The following is a 17,125-nucleotide window of genomic DNA, read 5'->3' as shown; positions in this document are numbered from 1 at the left end:
GCGGACAGTACGGGACAAGACCGATGAGCAACGGAAAGAACGAGCGGCGCGAGATGACAGGCGCCGAAATGGTGGTGCAGGCGCTGAAGGACAATGGCGTCAAGCACGTCTTCGGCTATCCGGGTGGCGCTGTCCTTCCGATCTATGATGAGATCTTTCAACAGGACGAGGTCGAGCACATCCTGGTGCGCCACGAGCAAGGTGCCGGCCATGCGGCTGAAGGCTATGCGCGTTCGACCGGCAAGGCCGGCGTGATGCTGGTGACCTCCGGCCCCGGCGCCACCAATGCGGTGACGCCGCTGCAGGACGCCTTGATGGATTCGATCCCGCTGGTCTGCCTGACCGGGCAGGTGCCGACCTCGCTGATCGGCTCCGACGCTTTTCAGGAATGCGATACGGTCGGCATCACGCGCCCCTGCACCAAGCACAACTGGCTGGTGAAGGACGTCAACGAACTCGCCGCGACCATCCACGAGGCTTTCCATGTCGCGACCACCGGCCGCCCCGGTCCGGTCGTCGTCGACATCCCGAAGGATGTGCAGTTCGCCAAGGGATTCTACGTCCCGCCGCAGATCGCGCCGCGCACCAGCTACCAGCCGAAGGTCCAGGGCGACCTGGACAAGATCAAGGCGGCGGTCGAGCTGATGGCCGGCGCCAAGAAGCCGATCATCTATAGCGGCGGCGGCGTCATCAACTCCGGCCCGGAAGCAAGCCATCTGCTGCGCGAGCTGGTCGATCTCACCGGTTTTCCGATCACCTCGACGCTGATGGGCCTCGGCGCCTATCCGGCATCGGGCAAGAACTGGATGGGCATGCTGGGCATGCACGGCACCTATGAAGCCAACATGGCCATGCATGATTGCGACGTGATGATCTGCATCGGCGCTCGGTTCGACGACCGTATCACCGGGCGGCTGACCGCGTTTTCGCCGAACTCGAAGAAGATCCACATCGACATCGATCCGTCGTCGATCAACAAGAATGTCCACACCGAGGTGCCGATCATCGGCGACGTCGGCCGGGTGCTGGAGGACATGGTGCGGCTGTGGCGGGCGAGCGCCAAGGCCGACAAGAAGGCGCTCTATCCCTGGTGGGAGCAGATCGCCAAATGGCGTGCGCGCGACTCGCTCGCCTACAAGATGAACAACGACGTGATCATGCCGCAATACGCCATCGAGCGGCTCTACGAACTGACCAAGGGCATGGACACCTACATCACCACCGAGGTCGGCCAGCACCAGATGTGGGCGGCGCAGCACTATCATTTCGAGAAGCCGAACCGCTGGATGACGTCAGGCGGGCTGGGCACTATGGGTTACGGCCTGCCGGCGGCACTCGGCGTGCAGATCGCGCATCCCGACGCGTTGGTCATCGACATCGCCGGCGATGCCTCGGTGCAGATGACGATGCAGGAGATGAGCGCCGCCGTGCAGCACGACGCGCCGATCAAGATCTTCATCTTGAACAACCAGTATATGGGCATGGTGCGGCAGTGGCAGCAGCTGCTGCACGGCAATCGCCTGTCCCATTCCTATACCGAGGCAATGCCGGACTTCGTCAAGCTGGCGGAGGCCTATGGCGGTCACGGCATCCGTTGCGAGAGGCCGGGTGAGTTGGACGATGCGATCAAGGAGATGATCTCGGTCAGGAAGCCGGTGCTGTTCGATTGCCGCGTGGCGACGCTCGCCAACTGCTTCCCGATGATCCCCTCGGGCAAGGCGCACAACGAGATGCTGCTGCCCGACGAGGCGACCGACGAGGCGGTGGCCAACGCCATCGACGCCAGGGGCAGGGAACTGGTGTAGCCAGCAGAACCGGGGCAGGGCTGTCGCTAGAAGCCGTGCGCAAACAGAGAATTAGATCCAAGAGCTTGAAATCGAGATTCATGTCATGAACGCACAGCTACAGCCGACCGGTTCCGCTTATTTCATCGCCAAGGAAACCGAAAAGCCGGAAAACCACACGCTCTCCGTGCTGGTCGACAACGAGCCGGGCGTGCTTGCCCGGGTCATCGGCCTGTTTTCAGGGCGCGGCTACAACATCGAGAGCCTGACCGTCTCCGAGACCGAACATGAGAAGCACTTGTCGCGCATCACCATCGTGACGCGCGGCACGCCGCATGTGCTGGAGCAGATCAAGCATCAGCTGGAGCGCATCGTGCCGGTGCACCGCGTCGTCGATCTAACCGTGCGTTCGCACGAATCCGGCCAGGAGCGGCCGCTGGAGCGCGAACTGGCGCTGGTCAAGGTGGCCGGCACCGGCGAGGCCCGCGTCGAGGCACTGCGGCTGGCCGACGCGTTCCGCGCCAGCGTCATCGACGCCAACACCGAGCATTTCATCTTCGAGATCACCGGCAAGGGCTCCAAAATCGACCAGTTCATCGCCATCATGAAGCCGCTCGGCCTGGTCGAAATCTGCCGCACCGGCGTGGCGGCGTTGAACCGCGGCCCACAGGCGATGTAAGCCCGCCGCATCGACAGTTTCGGCGGGGGCCTGGTTCGACCAGGAGCCGGCCGCTGGCCTTTGCGCTGCCCTCACGAAGCGACAATAATGCTGACATATCTGGGAGGATATCATGTCGCTTGACGCATTCCTTGCCCTGCTTGTCTACGCTTTCGTAACCTCGATCACGCCGGGGCCGAACAACCTCATGCTTCTGGCATCGGGAGTGAATTTCGGCCTCGTCAGATCGGTTCCACACATGCTGGGCATCAGCATCGGTTTTCTGGTGCTGCTGGTCGCCGTGGGTCTTGGCCTGGGTGCGGTGCTTACGGCTTTCCCGGCGTTGCACACCGGATTGAAGATCGCCGGCGGTGTCTATCTGCTCTATCTCGCCTGGAAGATCGCCATGTCGCGCTCGCTCAACGGCAAGGGCGAGGTGAAGGCGCGGCCGATGCGCTTCGTCGATGCGGCGGCGTTCCAGTGGGTCAATCCCAAGGCATGGGTGATGGCGATCACCGCCATGGCCGTCTACGCCAATCCTGAGCGTCCATTCCTGTCGGTTGATCGCCGTGGCCTTCACCGTCGTCAATCTGCCAAGCGTCTCCGTGTGGGCGGGGTTCGGCACCGCGCTGCGCGGTTTCCTGTCGGATCCGGTGCGGTTGAAATGGTTCAACATCTCCATGGGCGTGCTCTTGGCGGCGACGCTTTGGCCGATGCTTGGATAGGTCGTGGGGCGCACCATCTGATCGTTACGAAACGGGATCCGGACTCTCGGATTGAGAGCCAAGCCGTGTTGCACATCCATTGTGCAGTGCACATTAAATCTTCGTAATGCCGTGTTTTGGCCCTTTTCCGACAAAGGCGTGACCTATCTATTCGGCGAAATCGCGGCAATGAGCCGTGAGTTGCGCTAGAATACGACCACCTGGCTATGGCGTGTCGGACAGAGAGGGCCTTTTGTCGATGCGTGGAAAAGTCATTCTTTCATTGCTTGCGGTCGCCTGTGTCGGCGCGGCCTGGCTCTATCTGTCTCCGGACACGCTGAGCAGAGTTCAGCAACTTACCGGCGCAAAGCAGGTCGCGGCGGCGGACAAACCGGCAACCGACAAGCCGACGGCGGGGGACAAGTCGGCAGGTGGCGGCAGTGGCGCCCGCTCGGCCTCGATCCTCTCGGCCGTCGCCTCCACCGCCGATTTCCCGATCCGGCGCTATGCGATCGGTTTCGTCTCCTCTCCGGCGGTCGTCAGCATCAATGCGCGGGTATCCAGCCAGATCGTCTCGATCGACGTCAGGGACGGGCAGATGGTCAGGGTTGGCGACGTTCTGTTTTCGCTCGATGACCGGGCGCTGAAGGCGCAACTGGCCAAGGATCAGGCGGCGCTCGCCAAGGACCAGGCGATGCTCGCCAGCTCCCAGTCGGATCTCCAGCGCGCCAAGGATCTGGTCGCCAAGCAGGCCGGCACGCAGCAGACCTATGACCAGGCAGTCGCTGCGGCGAAGGCTGCCGCGGCGACTGTCGATGCCGACAAGGCGACGATCGACGCCGACAACGTCCAGCTTGGCTTTGCCACGATCACGGCGCCGATTGCCGGCAGGCTGGGTGCGGTCAACGTCACCGTCGGCGACCTCGTCACCACCAGCAATGGCAACAGCAGCACGGCCACTCCGCTGGTGACCATCACCCAGATGGACCCGCTGCAGGTCAACTTCAATCTTCCTGAGAGCAACCTGGCGCTGCTGCACAAGGCACTCGCAAATCCGCAGCAAGGGGCAGTGACGCTGACCAAGGACGGCGACCCGACGCCGATCGGCAAGGGCACGCTCGATTTCGTTGATTCAAGCGTCGACACCGCGTCGGGCACGATCGCCACACGGGCAAGCATTCCGAATGCCGATCTTTCGCTATGGCCGGGGCAGTATGTGAATGTCGTGCTCGACGCCGGCATCATGCCGCGGATGACCTCCGTTCCCACGGTAGCGGTCCAGCCTAGCCAGAAGGGGCCGTTCGTCTATGTCGTCAAGCCCGACAACACCGTCGAAATGCGCCCGGTGCAGGTGGCGCTGACCGAGGGCGAGAACAGCGCCATCAGCCAAGGGCTGAAAAGCGGTGAGAAAGTTGTCACCGAAGGCCAGACAAAGCTGAAGGACGGCGCCGCTGTGCATGAGGGCAACGCTGCGGCGGGTGCTGCCGCGCCCAAGGTGGCCGAGGCGGCCAAGGCCGGCGAGGCAGCCCGATGATCTCCGAATTTTGCATACGCCGGCCTGTCGCCACCCTTCTGATGTCGTTCGCCCTCGTGCTGGGCGGTCTGTTCGCTTACAAATTCCTGCCGGTGGCAGCACTTCCGAGTGCCGAATTCCCGGTGGTCAACGTCTCGGCTTCGCTGCCCGGCGCCTCTCCGGAAACCATGGCCACATCGGTGGCGACGCCCCTGATCAAGCAGTTCGCCACCATAGCCGGCATCGATTCGATCTCGACCAGCAACTCGCTTGGCTCGACCTCGATCGCCATCCAGTTCGTGCTTAACCGGGACATCGACGCCGCCGCCGCTGACGTGCAGGCGGCGATCGCGCGCACGCAAAGATCCCTGCCGCCGCAGATGACGTCGCCGCCGAGCTATCGCAAAGTCAATCCGGCCGACGCGCCCATTCTTTTGATGTCGCTGGTCAGCGACACGGTTCCACTGACCGATCTCGATGCTTTCGCGGAAAACGTCATCTCGCCGTCGCTGTCGACCATCGACGGGGTGGCTCAAGTTTCGATCTTCGGCCAGCAGAAATACGCCGTGCGCATCCAGATCGACCCGACCGCGCTTGCCGCGCGCGGCATCTCGATCGATCAGCTGCAGGCGGCGATCGCGTCCGCCAACAGCAACACGCCGCTCGGCGTGCTCCAGAACGACAAGCAGCAGCTCACGATCACCGCCAACACGCAGCTCAATGACGCGGCCGGTTTCTCCAACATCATCATCGCCACCAAAAACGGTCACCCGGTGCGGCTGGGCGAGGTGACCCGCGTCGTCGATTCGGTGCAGACGACCACGACCGCAAGTTGGTACGATGGCACCCGCGCGATCATCATGGCGGTGCAGCGCCAGCCCGACGCCAATACGGTCGACGTCGTCGACAAGGTCAAGGCGATGCTGCCGTCCTTCCAGGACCAGATGCCGGGCGCTGCCTCGATCAAGCTGCTCAACGATCGCTCGACCTCGATCCGCCAGGCCGTCGACGACGTGCAGTTCACGCTGCTGTTGACCATAGCGCTGGTGGTGATGGTGATCTTCGTGTTCCTGCGCCGGGTGACGGCAACCATCATCCCGGCCGTGGCGGTGCCGATTTCGCTGATTGCCACGCTTGGCGCGATGTTCCTGTTCGGCTTTTCCATCGACAACATATCGCTGATGGGCCTGACGCTGGCGGTCGGCCTTGTCGTCGACGACGCTATCGTGATGCTGGAAAACATCTTCCGCCACATGGAGGAGGATGGATTGTCGGCCTTCGATGCGTCGCTGAAGGGCGCGCGCGAAATCGGCTTCACCATCATCTCGATCTCGATCTCGCTGGTGGCCGTGTTCATCCCGGTGCTGCTGATGGGCGGCGTTATCGGCCGCATCTTCAACGAGTTCGCCGTCGTGGTGACGGTCGCCATACTGGCGTCGATGTTCGTATCGCTGACGCTGACGCCGATGCTGTGCTCGCGCCTGTTGTCGGTCAGCAAGGCGGACCGCGACAGGCATGGCCCTGGCCATAAACGGGACCTCGTTACACGCGGCTACGACCGGATCTTGAGTTTCTGCCTGAGGCACACCTTCCTGGTGTTCCTCGTCTTCATGGGAACCGCGGCAGCCTCGGTGTGGCTGATCGAGGCCTCGCCGAAGGGCTTCTTCCCGCAAGAGGATATCGGCCAGATATCGGTGACCACCATCGCGCGCCAGGACATCTCGTTCGACGCCATGTCCAAGCTGCAAGGGCAGGTCGCCAGCGTCTTCTCGCATTCGCCCTATGTCGACCATGTGGCGTGGTCGGCGGGGAGCGGCAACAATGCGCTCAACCAGGGGCAACTCTTCGTCCAGCTCAAGGGCAAGGACCAGCGTCCCGATATCGACAAGGTGCTTTCGGATCTGCGCAAGCAACTGGCCGGCGTGGCGGGTATCGAGGCCTACATGCAACCGGTGCAGAACCTGAGGCTGGGCGCACGGTCGTCGGCCAGCGCCTACCAGCTCGTGGTTCAAGGGCTCGATACCGGGCTGACCGACACCTGGGCGCAGAAACTGAATGACGCGATGGCGGCCGACCATACGAACTTCACCGATGTCACCAGCGACCTGCAGAACAATGCACTGCAGGCGACGCTGGTGGTGGACCGCGATAAGGCCGCGCAGCTCGGCATCGATACCGCCACGCTGCGCTCCGCCCTCTATGGCGGCTTCGGCACCGACCAGATTTCAACGATCTTCGGTTCGGCCGACAGCTACGAAGTCGTCACAGAGCTCGATCCCAAGATCGAATGGTCGCCGGAGCGGATGCTCGCCATCCAGATGAGGACGGCGAGCGGCAGTCTGGTTCCGCTTGGTGCCTTCGCCCGGGTCGATCGCACGGCAGGCGCCCTGACCGTCAACCAGCTCGGCCAGCTTCCGGCGGTGACCATCTCCTATAACCTGCCGCAGGGCGTGGCGCTGGGTGACAGCGTAGCGCGCATCGACGCGCTCAAAGAGCAGATCGGCATGCCGACGGCGGTCTCGACCACGTTTGCCGGCACGGCCAAGACCTTCCAGGACTCACTAGCCAACCAGGGTCTTCTGGTCGGCGGCGCGATCCTGACCATCTATATCGTGCTCGGCATCCTGTACGAGAGCTTCATCCACCCGCTCACGATTCTCACCGGCCTGCCGTCGGCTGTGCTGGGTGCCGTCGTTGCCTTGCGCTTCGCCGGCATGGATCTGTCTGTCATCGCGGTGATCGGCATCCTGATGCTGATCGGCATCGTCAAGAAGAACGGCATCATGATGGTCGACGTCGCGCTCGAGCTCCGACGTGATGGCATGTCCGCGAAGGAATCCATCCACAAGGCCTGCCTGATGCGGTTCAGGCCGATCATGATGACGACGCTGGCGGCACTGATGGGAACCTTCCCGATCGCGCTGGGCACCGGCGCCAGCGCCGAGTTGCGCCAGCCGCTAGGCGTTGCCGTTGTCGGTGGTTTGCTCGCCTCGCAGGCGCTGACCCTGTTCGTGACCCCGGTGATCTATGTCTACATGGAGAATTTCTCGGGCTGGCTGGTCGGGCTTTGGTCGAAGCGCAAGGGCGATCGGAGCGCGGTCGAAGACGTCGACCAGCCCTCGCCACTCGATGCCAAGCAGGAAATGCTGCCCGAACCGCAGCGGGCGGCCGCCGAATGATGTAGCAGGGCCAGCGCCATGTGCCGCTGGCCCAAGGCGTTGCGCTTGCGGTGGCATCACGGGAAACGCAATTTGTCGCCATGTCCCACGACCATGACCACGACAACGAACTCGATCCGTTTGCCGCCCGCGTGCGCGCGCTGGAAACCATCCTCACTCAAAAGGGGCTGGTCGATCCGGCGGCGATCGACGTCATCGTCGACACCTATGAAACAAAAATCGGGCCGCGCAACGGCGCCAGGGTAGTGGCCAGGGCCTGGGCCGACGCGGACTTTGCCGACTGGCTGAAACGCGATGCGACGGCGGCGATCGGATCGCTCGGTTATGCCGGCCGTCAGGGCGAACATATGCAGGCTGTCTTCAACACCGAGGAGACGCATAACCTCGTCGTCTGCACGCTGTGCTCCTGCTATCCGTGGTCGGTGCTCGGCCTGCCGCCGGTCTGGTACAAGGCGCCGCCCTATCGGTCGCGCGCCGTCATCGATCCGCGCGGGGTGCTGGAGGAATTCGGGCTGACGGTGCCGACGGCCAAGAAGATCCGCGTCTGGGATTCGACCGCGGAGCTGCGCTATCTCGTCGTGCCGATGCGGCCTGCGGGCACCGACGGCTGGAGCGAGGAACAGCTGGCGGACCTGGTGAGCCGCGACGCGATGATCGGCACCGGCCTGGCGAGACAGCCGGCATGAACGGGCCGCAGGATCTCGGCGGACAGATGGGGTTCGGCCCGGTCGCGCCCGAAAAGGACGAGCCGTATTTTCATGCCGCCTGGGAAAGGCGGGCGCTCGGCGTGACGCTGACTGCCGGCGCCATGGGCGCGTGGAATATCGACGAGAGCCGGCATGCACGGGAATCGCTGCATCCGGCCGACTATTATGCCTCCAGCTACTACGAGATCTGGATCAAGGCGCTGGAGATCCTGCTCAAGCGCCATGGCTTCGTCAGCGAGCGCGACCTGGCCGAGGGCCGGGCGGTCGATCCGGCGGCAACACCAAAAAGAGTGCTGAAGGCGGAAAACGTGCCCGCAGTGCTGGCCAAGGGCGGTCCTTGCGACCGGCCGGTGGCGCAAGCGGCGCGGTTCAAGGCCGGCGATGCCGTGCGGACCAAGAACTTCAACCCGACCGGCCACACGCGGCTGCCGCGCTACGCACGCGGCAAGCATGGAACGATCGAGGCGGTGCGCGGCGGGTTTGTGTTTCCCGACAGCAACGCGCATGGGCACGGCGAAAACCCGCAATGGGTCTACACCGTGGTTTTCGACGGGTTGGAGATTTGGGGCGAGGGGGCCGACCCGACACTGAGCGTGTCGATCGACGCCTGGGAGAGCTATCTTGAGCCGGCGTGACGGCGTCGTCGCAGATCTGCCACCGGGGATCGATGCCCCGGTGTTTGCCGAGCCATGGCAGGCCGAAGCCTTCGCCATGACGGTGGCGCTGCACGACAAGGGTGTGTTTTCGTGGAGCGAATGGGCGCAGGCGCTGTCGGCGCAAGTTAAGGACCCAGGTGCCGCGGCTGACGGCCATGACTATTACGAACATTGGCTGGCAGCGCTGGAGGGCTTGCTTGCGTCCAAGGGGCTGGCCGCCAAGGCGGATGTAGACGCGATGGCCGAGGCCTGGGAACGCGCCGCGCATGCCACCCCGCACGGCAAGCCGATCCTGCTTGAGAACGATCCCGGCCCGGCCCGATAGGGTCGTGGCGGCCCGACCCGATAGGTCGGCAACCCGTCCCAAGGACGTCGAGCTAGATCGTGCGTTCTCTTTACGTTCTGATTTGCCCCTGATAGCCTGATCCTGTCGGTGGCACTGAGGCGCCCGACCCGTCGATGGTGGTGATGGCTGTCTTGTCTTTCCCTTGCGAATCCGGTCTCTCGCGCTGATGGAATTCTCTCCCCAACAGGACGAGGCGCTGCAAGCGGTTGCTCGCTGGCTGAAGACCGGAAAGCCGCAGCTGTTCCGGCTGTTTGGCTATGCCGGCACCGGCAAGACGACGCTGGCACGTTATTTCGCCGAACATGTCGACGGCCAGGTACAGTTCGCCGCCTTCACCGGCAAGGCCGCACAGGTTCTGCGCTCCAAGGGCGCGGTCAATGCGCGCACCATCCATTCGCTGATCTACAGGCCGAAAGGCGAGGAATCGGTGTCGGACGAGGTCACCGGCAAGACCTCGATGTCGCCGACCTTCTCGCTCAACCGGCAGAGCCCGATCTCGCGGGCGAAATTGGTCGTCATCGACGAATGCTCGATGGTCGACGAGCAGCTTGGCCGCGACCTGATGAGTTTCGGCACGCCGATCCTGGTGCTCGGTGACCCCGGCCAGTTGCCGCCGATCTCGGGTGGCGGCTTCTTCACCGATCACGAGCCGGATTTCCTGCTCACCGAAATTCACCGGCAGGCGCGCGACAATCCGATCCTGCGGCTGGCGCTCGACGTGCGCGAGGGCCGTGAGTTCATGCGTGGCGACTACGGCACGGCGCAGGTCATCGGCAAGGAAGACGTCACCCAGGAGCTGGTGCTGAAGGCCGACCAGGTTCTGGTCGGCACTAACCGAACCCGGCGCCGCTACAATCAGCGACTGCGCGAGCTCAAAGGCTTCAATGCCGAGTATCCGCAGGCCGGCGACAAGCTGGTCTGCCTGCGCAACGATCCGGCCAAGGGTCTGCTCAACGGCTCGCTGTGGAAGGTGATGACCTCGTCGCGCGAGACGGTGAAGCCAGGCATCAATCTGCTGGTTTCGCCGGAAGAGGACGATCCGGATCGCGGCGTCGCCAAGATCAAGTTGCTCAAGGCGGCTTTCGAGGATCCCGACGCCGATATCCCCTGGCAGCAGAAGAAGCGATTCGACGATTTCGACTATGGCTACGCGCTGACCGTGCACAAGGCACAGGGCTCGCAGTGGAACGAGATCGTGCTGTTCGATGAAAGCTGGGCCTTCAAGGAAACCCGCCAGCGCTGGCTCTACACGGCCATCACGCGGGCGGCGGAGCGGCTGACGATCGTCAGGTAGAGGCGGCGGGACGCTGTCGTTCCCCGACAGGCCGCGCAGCAAGCCATTGCCAGGCCGCGGCTTCGTCCTCGATCTTGAAGTGCCTGAATTCGATCGGCGGCGAGGACGGCAGAAAGCGTTGCGCGTCCGCTATCCAATCCGGTTCGCCTATCGTCGCGCAACGTCCGACATGTTCCAATGCATGGATGGCGCCCTGCTTGAGGGTCTCGTCCGCGATATCGGCCCAGTCGACGCCCTCATGGTCGATGAGGCGCACCAGCACGTCGATGCGCTGGTGGAGGGCATAGGCAGCCTCCAGCAAGCCGAAAAGGTTTTCGCCGTCGGCCGCGGAGACGTGCCCGACGACATCGATGGCGAAAAGGTCATCACGAGTGGTCTCGACACGGCGAATGGCCGGCACGGCATCGAGAAAATTCATGGGTGCGTCCTTTCCCGGACTCATTCATCAGGCTCCTGGAACACCCGAAACCCCCAGTCTGTTCCCACCGAAGGCATTACTGTTCCCGTCAAACGCTTTATAGGTGGCGCATCGAATGATTTCCGAGGCCATCGCCATGCCCGCAAAACTCTCCGTCAATCTCAATGCCATCGCCATGCTGCGCAACCGGCGCGACCTGCCGTGGCCCAGCGTCACCGGCCTCGGCCGCATTGCGCTCCTGGCCGGGGCGCATGGGCTGACTGTGCATCCGCGCCCCGACGAGCGGCACACAAGACACTCCGACCTGCCCGAGATCCGGTCGCTGATCGACGACGAGTTTCCGCGCGCCGAATTCAACATAGAGGGCTATCCGACCGAGGAGTTCCTGGCACTTGTGGAAAAGCATCAGCCCGAACAGGTGACACTGGTGCCGGACGATCCGGCCCAGGCAACCTCCGACCACGGCTGGAACTTCGCGGCCCAGGCTGCGTTCCTTACTCCGGTCGTCAAACGCCTGAAAAAGGGAGGCTTTCGCGTGTCGCTGTTTGCCGATCCGGACCCCGATTGCGTGGCTGCCGCGCGCGATACCGGGACCGATCGTATCGAGCTCTACACGGGTCCGTATGGAAGCTGTCATTCGGATTCCGCCAAGGCGGCCAAGGAATTGGAAAGGTTGGGAAAAACCGCCGATGCAGCGCTTGCTGCCGGGCTTCAGGTCAATGCCGGGCATGATCTGGTGGTTAGCAATCTGCCTGCGCTTGCCAAGCGCATTCCGGCATTGGCCGAAGTGTCGATCGGACACGGGTTGACAGCCGACGCGTTGGAGTATGGCATGGCCGGCACGGTGGGGCGATTTCTCAAGGCCTGCGGGTGGTAGCGATGGCAGCTTCGCGCGACAGACATGGCAGCCATTACCCGACGGCACTTGATATTGCATCGCAGCAAGCGTAGAGCACCGCGCGCTTATCGGAGTGTCGTCCATGGCCCTTACCAATGCTGGTACTGAGGCAGAACCCGTCGAACAATCAAGCCATCCAGAGGTCGAACAGCACAGCACCAAGGTCCTGATGCTGGGCGCGCTCGGTATCGTCTATGGTGATATTGGCACCAGCCCGATCTACGCCTTTCGCGAAGCTTTGCACGCCTCGTCCGGCGGCGATGTCGCCGATCGTGGCGACATCCTTGGTGTGTTGTCGCTGATTATCTGGTCGCTCACGATTACGGTTACAGTAAAATATATCATGTTCGTGCTGCGCGCCGACAACCGTGGCGAGGGCGGCGTGCTGTCCCTGATGGCGCTGGCGCGCGGCAGCTTCCCGACGCGCTCGGCGATCATTCTCGCCATCGGCATCGTCGGGGCCTCTCTGTTTTTCGGCGATGCCGTCATCACGCCGGCCATCTCGGTCCTTTCGGCGGTCGAGGGCATGAATGTCGTCACGCCTGCCTTCCAGCCTTATGTGGTACCGCTGACGTTGGTTATCCTGGCCATATTGTTCGCGGTGCAGCGGTTCGGCACGGGTGGTGTTGGCTTGGTGTTCGGCCCGGTAACCGCCGTGTGGTTCCTCGCCATTGGCCTTTCCGGCCTCAATCACATCATCGCCGACCCGGAAATCCTGTGGGCGGTGAGCCCGCACCATATCGTCGCCTTTCTGATCAATTCGCCCGACGTTGCCTTCGTCACCGTCGGCGCCGTCTTCCTTGCCGTCACCGGCGCCGAGGCGCTCTATGCCGATCTCGGTCATTTCGGCCGCAAACCGATCGTGCTCGCCTGGCTGGCGATCGTGTTCCCTTGTCTGCTGCTCAACTATGCCGGGCAGGGCGCCTTCGTGCTGGCCAACGGCGGAGTCGTCGGCCATCCATTCTTCGAGATGAACGGGGGTTGGACGCTGATCCCGATGGTGGTGCTGGCGACCGCTGCGACGGTGATCGCCAGCCAGGCGGTCATATCAGGCGCTTTCTCGCTGACCCGGCAGGCGGTGCAGCTCAACATGCTGCCGCGCCTGGAAATCCTGCACACGTCGGAAAAGCAGTCCGGCCAGATCTACATGCCGCGCGTCAATCTGTTGCTGGCGCTGGTGGTGATGATGCTTGTCGTCGGCTTCGGCGAGTCCAGCAGGCTGGCCTCGGCCTATGGCATCTCGGTGACCGGCAACATGCTGGTGACGACGACCCTGCTCTTCGTGATCATGACGCGTATCTGGAAATGGAACCTCTGGCCGGCAATCGCGCTGACGGCGCTGTTCATGTTCATCGATATCGGCTTCTTTGCCTCCAACATCGTCAAGGTATTCGAGGGCGGTTGGGCCTCGTTGGCGGTGGCCTTCGCTATCATCATGGCCATGTGGACCTGGGTGCGCGGCAGTCGCTATCTGTTCGACAAGACCCGCCGCAACGAAATCCCGCTCGATTTCCTCGCCGGCAATCTGTTGAAGAAGAAACCTCAGCTGGTGTCCGGCACCGCCGTGTTCCTGACCAGCGATCCGCTCAGCGCGCCAACCGCGCTGATGCACAGCCTAAAGCACTACAAGGTGCTGCACGAGCAGAACGTCATCCTCTCGGTGGTGACGGCGCCTCAGCCGGTGGTGCCCGACAGCGACCGGGTCAAGATGGAGACGGTCAACGAGCTGTTCATGCGGGTGACGCTGACCTTCGGCTATATGGAGCAGCCCAACATCCCGCGTGCGCTGGCGATCTGCCGCAAGCAGGGCTGGAAGTTCGACATCATGACGACGTCGTTCTTCCTGTCGCGGCGCTCGCTCAAGGCCTCGCCCAATTCAGGCATGCCGGTGTGGCAGGACCGGTTGTTCATCGGCCTGGCGCGCACGGCGGCCGATGCGACGGAGTATTTCCAGATCCCGACCGGCCGTGTGGTGGAAATCGGAACCCAAGTAGCGATCTAGACAGGCGATTGGCAAACGGGCTGTGCCTGACAGCACAGCCCTGCCATACCGGCGAAAATGCCGCCTCAGCCCGCCAATGCGGTTTTGTTCGCCTCGAGAAATTGCTTCAACGTCTTTGGCGTCCTGCCGGAAAGCGTCTCGATCGCGTCGGTCACAATGGCGATGCGGCCTGCGCGCGTGTTTGCGTCGAACGACACGACGACGTCAGCGAAATCCTCGGGAACGCCTGCTGCCTTCACCCCTTCCGTCAAGGCTTCATCCGGAACCTGCACGACATTGAGCGGCTTTCCGGTGACCTCGCTCACCAGGGCGGCGATTTCGGCCGTGGTGTAGGCGTGCGGGCCGGTCAACGTGTAGGTCTTGCTTTCGTTCGAGGCGCCGGCGAGGCCGGCGGCAATCGCTGCTGCCATGTCATCGCGTGCGCCGTGCGCAATGCGGCCTTCGCCGGCGGACGTATACCAGTGTCCAGAGGCGATCGCGTGCGGCAGGGCCATGAACAGGTTCTCCTGGTACCAGCCGTTGCGGAAGATCGTGTAGGGGATGCCACTCGCCTTGATCGCCTGCTCGGTGCCGTAGTGGTCGCCGGCAAACAGGACCGGCGACACCGGCTCCGGATTGGGCATCGACGTGTAGAGCAGATGCGAAACGCCGGCGTTCTTGGCCGCTGCGACTGCATTTTCGTGCTGCCTCAGGCGCTTGCCGCTTTTGAGATCGAGATCGCCGGTCGAGATGATCAGCACCTTGTCGGCACCCTTGAATGCGGTTTCCAGCGAGGCCGCGTCGTTGAAATCGGCGGCCCTGACGACAACGCCGCGCGCCGCTAGATCGGCCCCGTTTTCTGGATTGCGTGTGGTGGCGATGATCTTTGCCGGCGGAACTTTGTGCGTGTCCAAGAGATAGTTGATGACGCCGCGGCCAAGCTGGCCGGAGGCGCCGGTGACGAGAAGGGTTTCGGTCATGGGGGATCCTGACGTTGCGCCCGCAAGGGCGGATCGAGTGATGGTCTCGGAAAGAGACCAGCGCTAAAATAGGAATTGACCCACCGCCGTAAAGAAGGCAGTTTTTCGGGAGGTAGGCACAGGCAGGGAACCAGCCATGGACGGCAAGGTCATCAATCTGAAATCGAAGATGGAGGTCTACAAGGCCATCTCCGGCGGCGGCAATTTCGCCAATTGTCCAGTTCGCGATGTCATCCAGGGCGTCAGCGGCAAATGGAGATCGCTGCTGATGATGGCGCTGGCTGAAAGACCCTATCGCTTTGGCGAGTTGAGGCGCCTGGTGCCCGATATTTCGCAACGCATGCTGACCCAGACGCTGCACGATTTGCAGCGCGATGGCTATGTCCATCGTGAGGTGTTCCCGACCAAACCACCGAGTGTTGAATACAGCCTGACCGATCTCGGGCGCTCGATGTTCGGCGCCTTTCATCAATTGATTCTGTGGGCCGAACTCAACCACGATGCGGTGCGAACAGCGCGCGCCGATTTTGATGCCGCCCAAGGTTGAGCCGGTCCGTCAGCCGGAGAAAGCCCGATCCGCAACCTGATTTCGTCCGGCCGCTGAAGGATTGTCCCGGCCATTCGGCTTTCCTCGCCTCGATGGTGGCTGGAACCGTGATCGATCCGTTCAGGCGGATCGGGCTTGCAGAGGCGAAGTGGCCGGATCGCTTCGGCCAATGAGGCTCGAAAGGTACGATCCCTTTGCCTGCAGGAACGCACCCAGGCCCCGCGGGTAGTCCGGTGCCACGGCGTGCTTGATCGACGCCCGTTCACTCAATGCCTTGCGCCAGGCCCGGACGAGCGGCTTGCCCTCCAGGATGCCGAAATCGCCGATCCGGTCGAAGGCATCGAAGTAACGGAAGATCGGGCCGTAGACGGCATCGACGAGCGAAAAGCGCTCACCCGCGAACCATGGTCCGTTCCGTATGCATTCCGCCAACTCGGCCTCAACACGATCGAACATCGCTGACAATGAACCGGACTCGGCAAGGAAGCCGGCCTCGGTCGAGGCTGAATAGAACCGGCCGATGGCGTTAAGGGTTGCCGAGCCGAATTCGATCCAGGCACGATGCCGGGCGCGGGTATAGGGGTCGGCGGGGTGGAGAGGATTGGCCTGCGTCTCTTCGAGGAATTCGAGGATGACCGCGGATTCGAAGATCACCGTTTCCTCGCCATTTCGCTGCGCGCGCAGCAGCGGCACCTTGCCGAGCGGCGAGATTGCCTTGAACCAGTCCGGCTTATTGGCGAGGTCGATATCGACGCGTTCGAACGGCACGCCCTTTTCAGCCAGTGAAATCGCGGCGCGCTGCACATAGGGGCAGAGATGATGGCTGACGAGGATGAGTTTATTGGCCATTTCGCTCTCCCCAATTTCGGTGAGTTTCCAGATTTCGTGTTTCATAGGATTGGCTTTCCATAGTTAATGCTATTGCATCTATGTAGATGCGCATGCATTGATCGTCAAGCTTGATGCAATTGCATCTATTGCCTATGCTGGACCATGACCGAAAGGACCATGCCCTCGCCCGAAGCCATCAAGGCCTGGGCCCGCCTGATGCGCGTTTCGCGCCAGCTGATGGAAAGCGCTGAAGAGGCGTTGAAGGCCGCTGGCGTGCCGCCGCTTGCCTGGTATGACGTGCTGCATGAGCTCGCCGAGGCGGGCGAGGGCGGGCTGCGACCGTTTCAACTGATCGAGCGCACACTGTTCGCGCAATACAACATTTCGCGGCTGCTGGCGCGGCTCGAGGCCGATGGACTTGTCGAGAAGCTGCCGGTGGCCGATGACGGTCGCGGCCAGACCATCCGCATCACTCCCAAGGGCCGCGAGACGCGGCGCCAGATGTGGGCTGTCTACGGACGGTCGATCGCCGAACTGGTCGGCGCCAAACTCTCGGCCGATGAGTTGACCATGGTCTCAGCACTGCTCGGACGGTTGCGTCATCCGCCCGCCGCGGACTGATGCCACGG

15 protein-coding genes and 1 pseudogene are annotated in these 17,125 nt (G+C 62.8%); 13 read left to right on the top strand and 3 right to left on the bottom strand.

Annotation, left to right across the window (positions count from 1 at the left end; translation table 11 throughout):
• Nucleotides 1-23 precede the first annotated feature (23 nt).
• The 9 genes and pseudogenes from NKI20_RS04480 (at nt 24) to NKI20_RS04440 (ending at nt 10,841) form a co-directional block, all read left to right on the top strand.
• The gene (locus NKI20_RS04480) at nt 24-1,805 is read left to right on the top strand and encodes an acetolactate synthase 3 large subunit (protein WP_352828648.1); all 1,782 of its coding nucleotides are present in this window, start codon (nt 24-26) and stop codon (nt 1,803-1,805) included.
• 85 nt (nt 1,806-1,890) lie between these two features.
• Complete coding sequence (gene ilvN / locus NKI20_RS04475) at nt 1,891-2,463, top strand: acetolactate synthase small subunit (protein WP_023757090.1); 573 nt, start codon at nt 1,891-1,893, stop codon at nt 2,461-2,463.
• A gap of 112 nt (nt 2,464-2,575) precedes the next feature.
• Nucleotides 2,576-3,167, top strand: a pseudogene (locus NKI20_RS04470) (LysE family translocator).
• A 238-nt stretch (nt 3,168-3,405) separates the two neighbouring features.
• Nucleotides 3,406-4,680 carry an efflux RND transporter periplasmic adaptor subunit gene (locus NKI20_RS04465; protein WP_352828646.1) on the top strand — a complete coding sequence of 425 codons (1,275 nt, stop codon included), beginning with the start codon at nt 3,406-3,408 and terminating at the stop codon, nt 4,678-4,680.
• Nucleotides 4,677-7,838, top strand: a complete 3,162-nt coding sequence (locus tag NKI20_RS04460; protein ID WP_352828643.1) for an efflux RND transporter permease subunit — start codon at nt 4,677-4,679, stop codon at nt 7,836-7,838. Before NKI20_RS04465 ends, NKI20_RS04460 begins: the two co-directional genes overlap by 4 nt.
• An 80-nt stretch (nt 7,839-7,918) precedes the next feature.
• Nucleotides 7,919-8,524, top strand: a complete 606-nt coding sequence (nthA, locus tag NKI20_RS04455) for a nitrile hydratase subunit alpha (RefSeq protein WP_352828640.1) — start codon at nt 7,919-7,921, stop codon at nt 8,522-8,524.
• Nucleotides 8,521-9,180 carry a nitrile hydratase subunit beta gene (gene nthB, locus NKI20_RS04450; RefSeq protein WP_023757096.1) on the top strand — a complete coding sequence of 220 codons (660 nt, stop codon included), beginning with the start codon at nt 8,521-8,523 and terminating at the stop codon, nt 9,178-9,180. Before nthA ends, nthB begins: the two co-directional genes overlap by 4 nt.
• Nucleotides 9,167-9,526 carry a nitrile hydratase accessory protein gene (locus NKI20_RS04445; RefSeq protein ID WP_352828637.1) on the top strand — a complete coding sequence of 120 codons (360 nt, stop codon included), beginning with the start codon at nt 9,167-9,169 and terminating at the stop codon, nt 9,524-9,526. The genes nthB and NKI20_RS04445 overlap by 14 nt, the downstream gene beginning before the upstream one ends.
• A 187-nt stretch (nt 9,527-9,713) precedes the next feature.
• A complete protein-coding gene (locus NKI20_RS04440; RefSeq protein ID WP_023757098.1) occupies nt 9,714-10,841 on the top strand; it encodes an ATP-dependent DNA helicase in 1,128 nt (375 codons plus the stop codon).
• On the opposite strand, the gene NKI20_RS04435 is transcribed toward NKI20_RS04440, so the two are convergent.
• The gene (locus tag NKI20_RS04435; RefSeq protein ID WP_352828776.1) at nt 10,834-11,259 is read right to left on the bottom strand and encodes a SpoIIAA family protein; all 426 of its coding nucleotides are present in this window, start codon (nt 11,257-11,259) and stop codon (nt 10,834-10,836) included. The two genes, NKI20_RS04440 and NKI20_RS04435, sit on opposite strands and share 8 nt — an antisense overlap.
• A 136-nt stretch (nt 11,260-11,395) precedes the next feature.
• Between NKI20_RS04435 and NKI20_RS04430 the strand changes: the two genes are divergently transcribed.
• Nucleotides 11,396-12,136: a pyridoxine 5'-phosphate synthase gene (locus tag NKI20_RS04430; RefSeq protein ID WP_352727772.1), complete on the top strand. Its 741-nt coding sequence runs from the start codon at nt 11,396-11,398 to the stop codon at nt 12,134-12,136.
• A 103-nt stretch (nt 12,137-12,239) separates the two neighbouring features.
• Nucleotides 12,240-14,159 (top strand): potassium transporter Kup, encoded by a 1,920-nt coding sequence (locus NKI20_RS04425; protein ID WP_352828634.1) that lies wholly within the window; start codon nt 12,240-12,242, stop codon nt 14,157-14,159.
• A 65-nt stretch (nt 14,160-14,224) separates the two neighbouring features.
• Here the strand turns inward: NKI20_RS04425 and NKI20_RS04420 are convergent, their stop codons facing one another.
• Entirely contained in the window at nt 14,225-15,118 is an 894-nt protein-coding gene (locus NKI20_RS04420) for an SDR family oxidoreductase (RefSeq protein ID WP_352602982.1), read from the bottom strand.
• A 136-nt stretch (nt 15,119-15,254) separates the two neighbouring features.
• On the opposite strand from NKI20_RS04420, the gene NKI20_RS04415 reads away from it, so the two are divergent.
• Nucleotides 15,255-15,665 (top strand): winged helix-turn-helix transcriptional regulator, encoded by a 411-nt coding sequence (locus NKI20_RS04415; RefSeq protein ID WP_023757103.1) that lies wholly within the window; start codon nt 15,255-15,257, stop codon nt 15,663-15,665.
• 120 nt (nt 15,666-15,785) lie between these two features.
• On the opposite strand, the gene NKI20_RS04410 is transcribed toward NKI20_RS04415, so the two are convergent.
• A complete protein-coding gene (locus NKI20_RS04410) occupies nt 15,786-16,514 on the bottom strand; it encodes a glutathione S-transferase family protein (protein WP_352727689.1) in 729 nt (242 codons plus the stop codon).
• A gap of 144 nt (nt 16,515-16,658) precedes the next feature.
• Here NKI20_RS04410 and NKI20_RS04405 point away from each other — a divergent pair, with 144 nt between their 5' ends.
• On the top strand, nt 16,659-17,117 hold the full coding sequence (locus NKI20_RS04405) for a MarR family winged helix-turn-helix transcriptional regulator (RefSeq protein ID WP_352828630.1): 459 nt from the start codon (nt 16,659-16,661) through the stop codon (nt 17,115-17,117).
• The last annotated feature ends 8 nt before the right edge of the window (nt 17,118-17,125 follow it).

The sequence above is a fragment of the Mesorhizobium sp. M0830 genome (assembly GCF_040319965.1).
Taxonomy (GTDB): domain Bacteria; phylum Pseudomonadota; class Alphaproteobacteria; order Rhizobiales; family Rhizobiaceae; genus Mesorhizobium.
This window is presented reverse-complemented; position numbering and strand designations above follow the sequence as displayed.

What these genes read in the sequence shown, in the direction of transcription:
- NKI20_RS04405 (WP_352828630.1), top strand. Translation starts at nt 16,659, where the DNA reads ATGACCGAAAGGACCATGCCCTCGCCCGAAGCCATCAAGGCCTGGGCC.
- NKI20_RS04465 (WP_352828646.1), top strand. Translation starts at nt 3,406, where the DNA reads ATGCGTGGAAAAGTCATTCTTTCATTGCTTGCGGTCGCCTGTGTCGGC.
- NKI20_RS04435 (WP_352828776.1), bottom strand. Translation starts at nt 11,259, where the DNA reads ATGAATTTTCTCGATGCCGTGCCGGCCATTCGCCGTGTCGAGACCACT.
- NKI20_RS04430 (WP_352727772.1), top strand. Translation starts at nt 11,396, where the DNA reads ATGCCCGCAAAACTCTCCGTCAATCTCAATGCCATCGCCATGCTGCGC.
- NKI20_RS04425 (WP_352828634.1), top strand. Translation starts at nt 12,240, where the DNA reads ATGGCCCTTACCAATGCTGGTACTGAGGCAGAACCCGTCGAACAATCA.
- ilvN (WP_023757090.1), top strand. Translation starts at nt 1,891, where the DNA reads ATGAACGCACAGCTACAGCCGACCGGTTCCGCTTATTTCATCGCCAAG.
- NKI20_RS04480 (WP_352828648.1), top strand. Translation starts at nt 24, where the DNA reads ATGAGCAACGGAAAGAACGAGCGGCGCGAGATGACAGGCGCCGAAATG.
- NKI20_RS04460 (WP_352828643.1), top strand. Translation starts at nt 4,677, where the DNA reads ATGATCTCCGAATTTTGCATACGCCGGCCTGTCGCCACCCTTCTGATG.
- nthA (WP_352828640.1), top strand. Translation starts at nt 7,919, where the DNA reads ATGTCCCACGACCATGACCACGACAACGAACTCGATCCGTTTGCCGCC.
- nthB (WP_023757096.1), top strand. Translation starts at nt 8,521, where the DNA reads ATGAACGGGCCGCAGGATCTCGGCGGACAGATGGGGTTCGGCCCGGTC.
- NKI20_RS04415 (WP_023757103.1), top strand. Translation starts at nt 15,255, where the DNA reads ATGGACGGCAAGGTCATCAATCTGAAATCGAAGATGGAGGTCTACAAG.
- NKI20_RS04420 (WP_352602982.1), bottom strand. Translation starts at nt 15,118, where the DNA reads ATGACCGAAACCCTTCTCGTCACCGGCGCCTCCGGCCAGCTTGGCCGC.
- NKI20_RS04440 (WP_023757098.1), top strand. Translation starts at nt 9,714, where the DNA reads ATGGAATTCTCTCCCCAACAGGACGAGGCGCTGCAAGCGGTTGCTCGC.
- NKI20_RS04410 (WP_352727689.1), bottom strand. Translation starts at nt 16,514, where the DNA reads ATGGCCAATAAACTCATCCTCGTCAGCCATCATCTCTGCCCCTATGTG.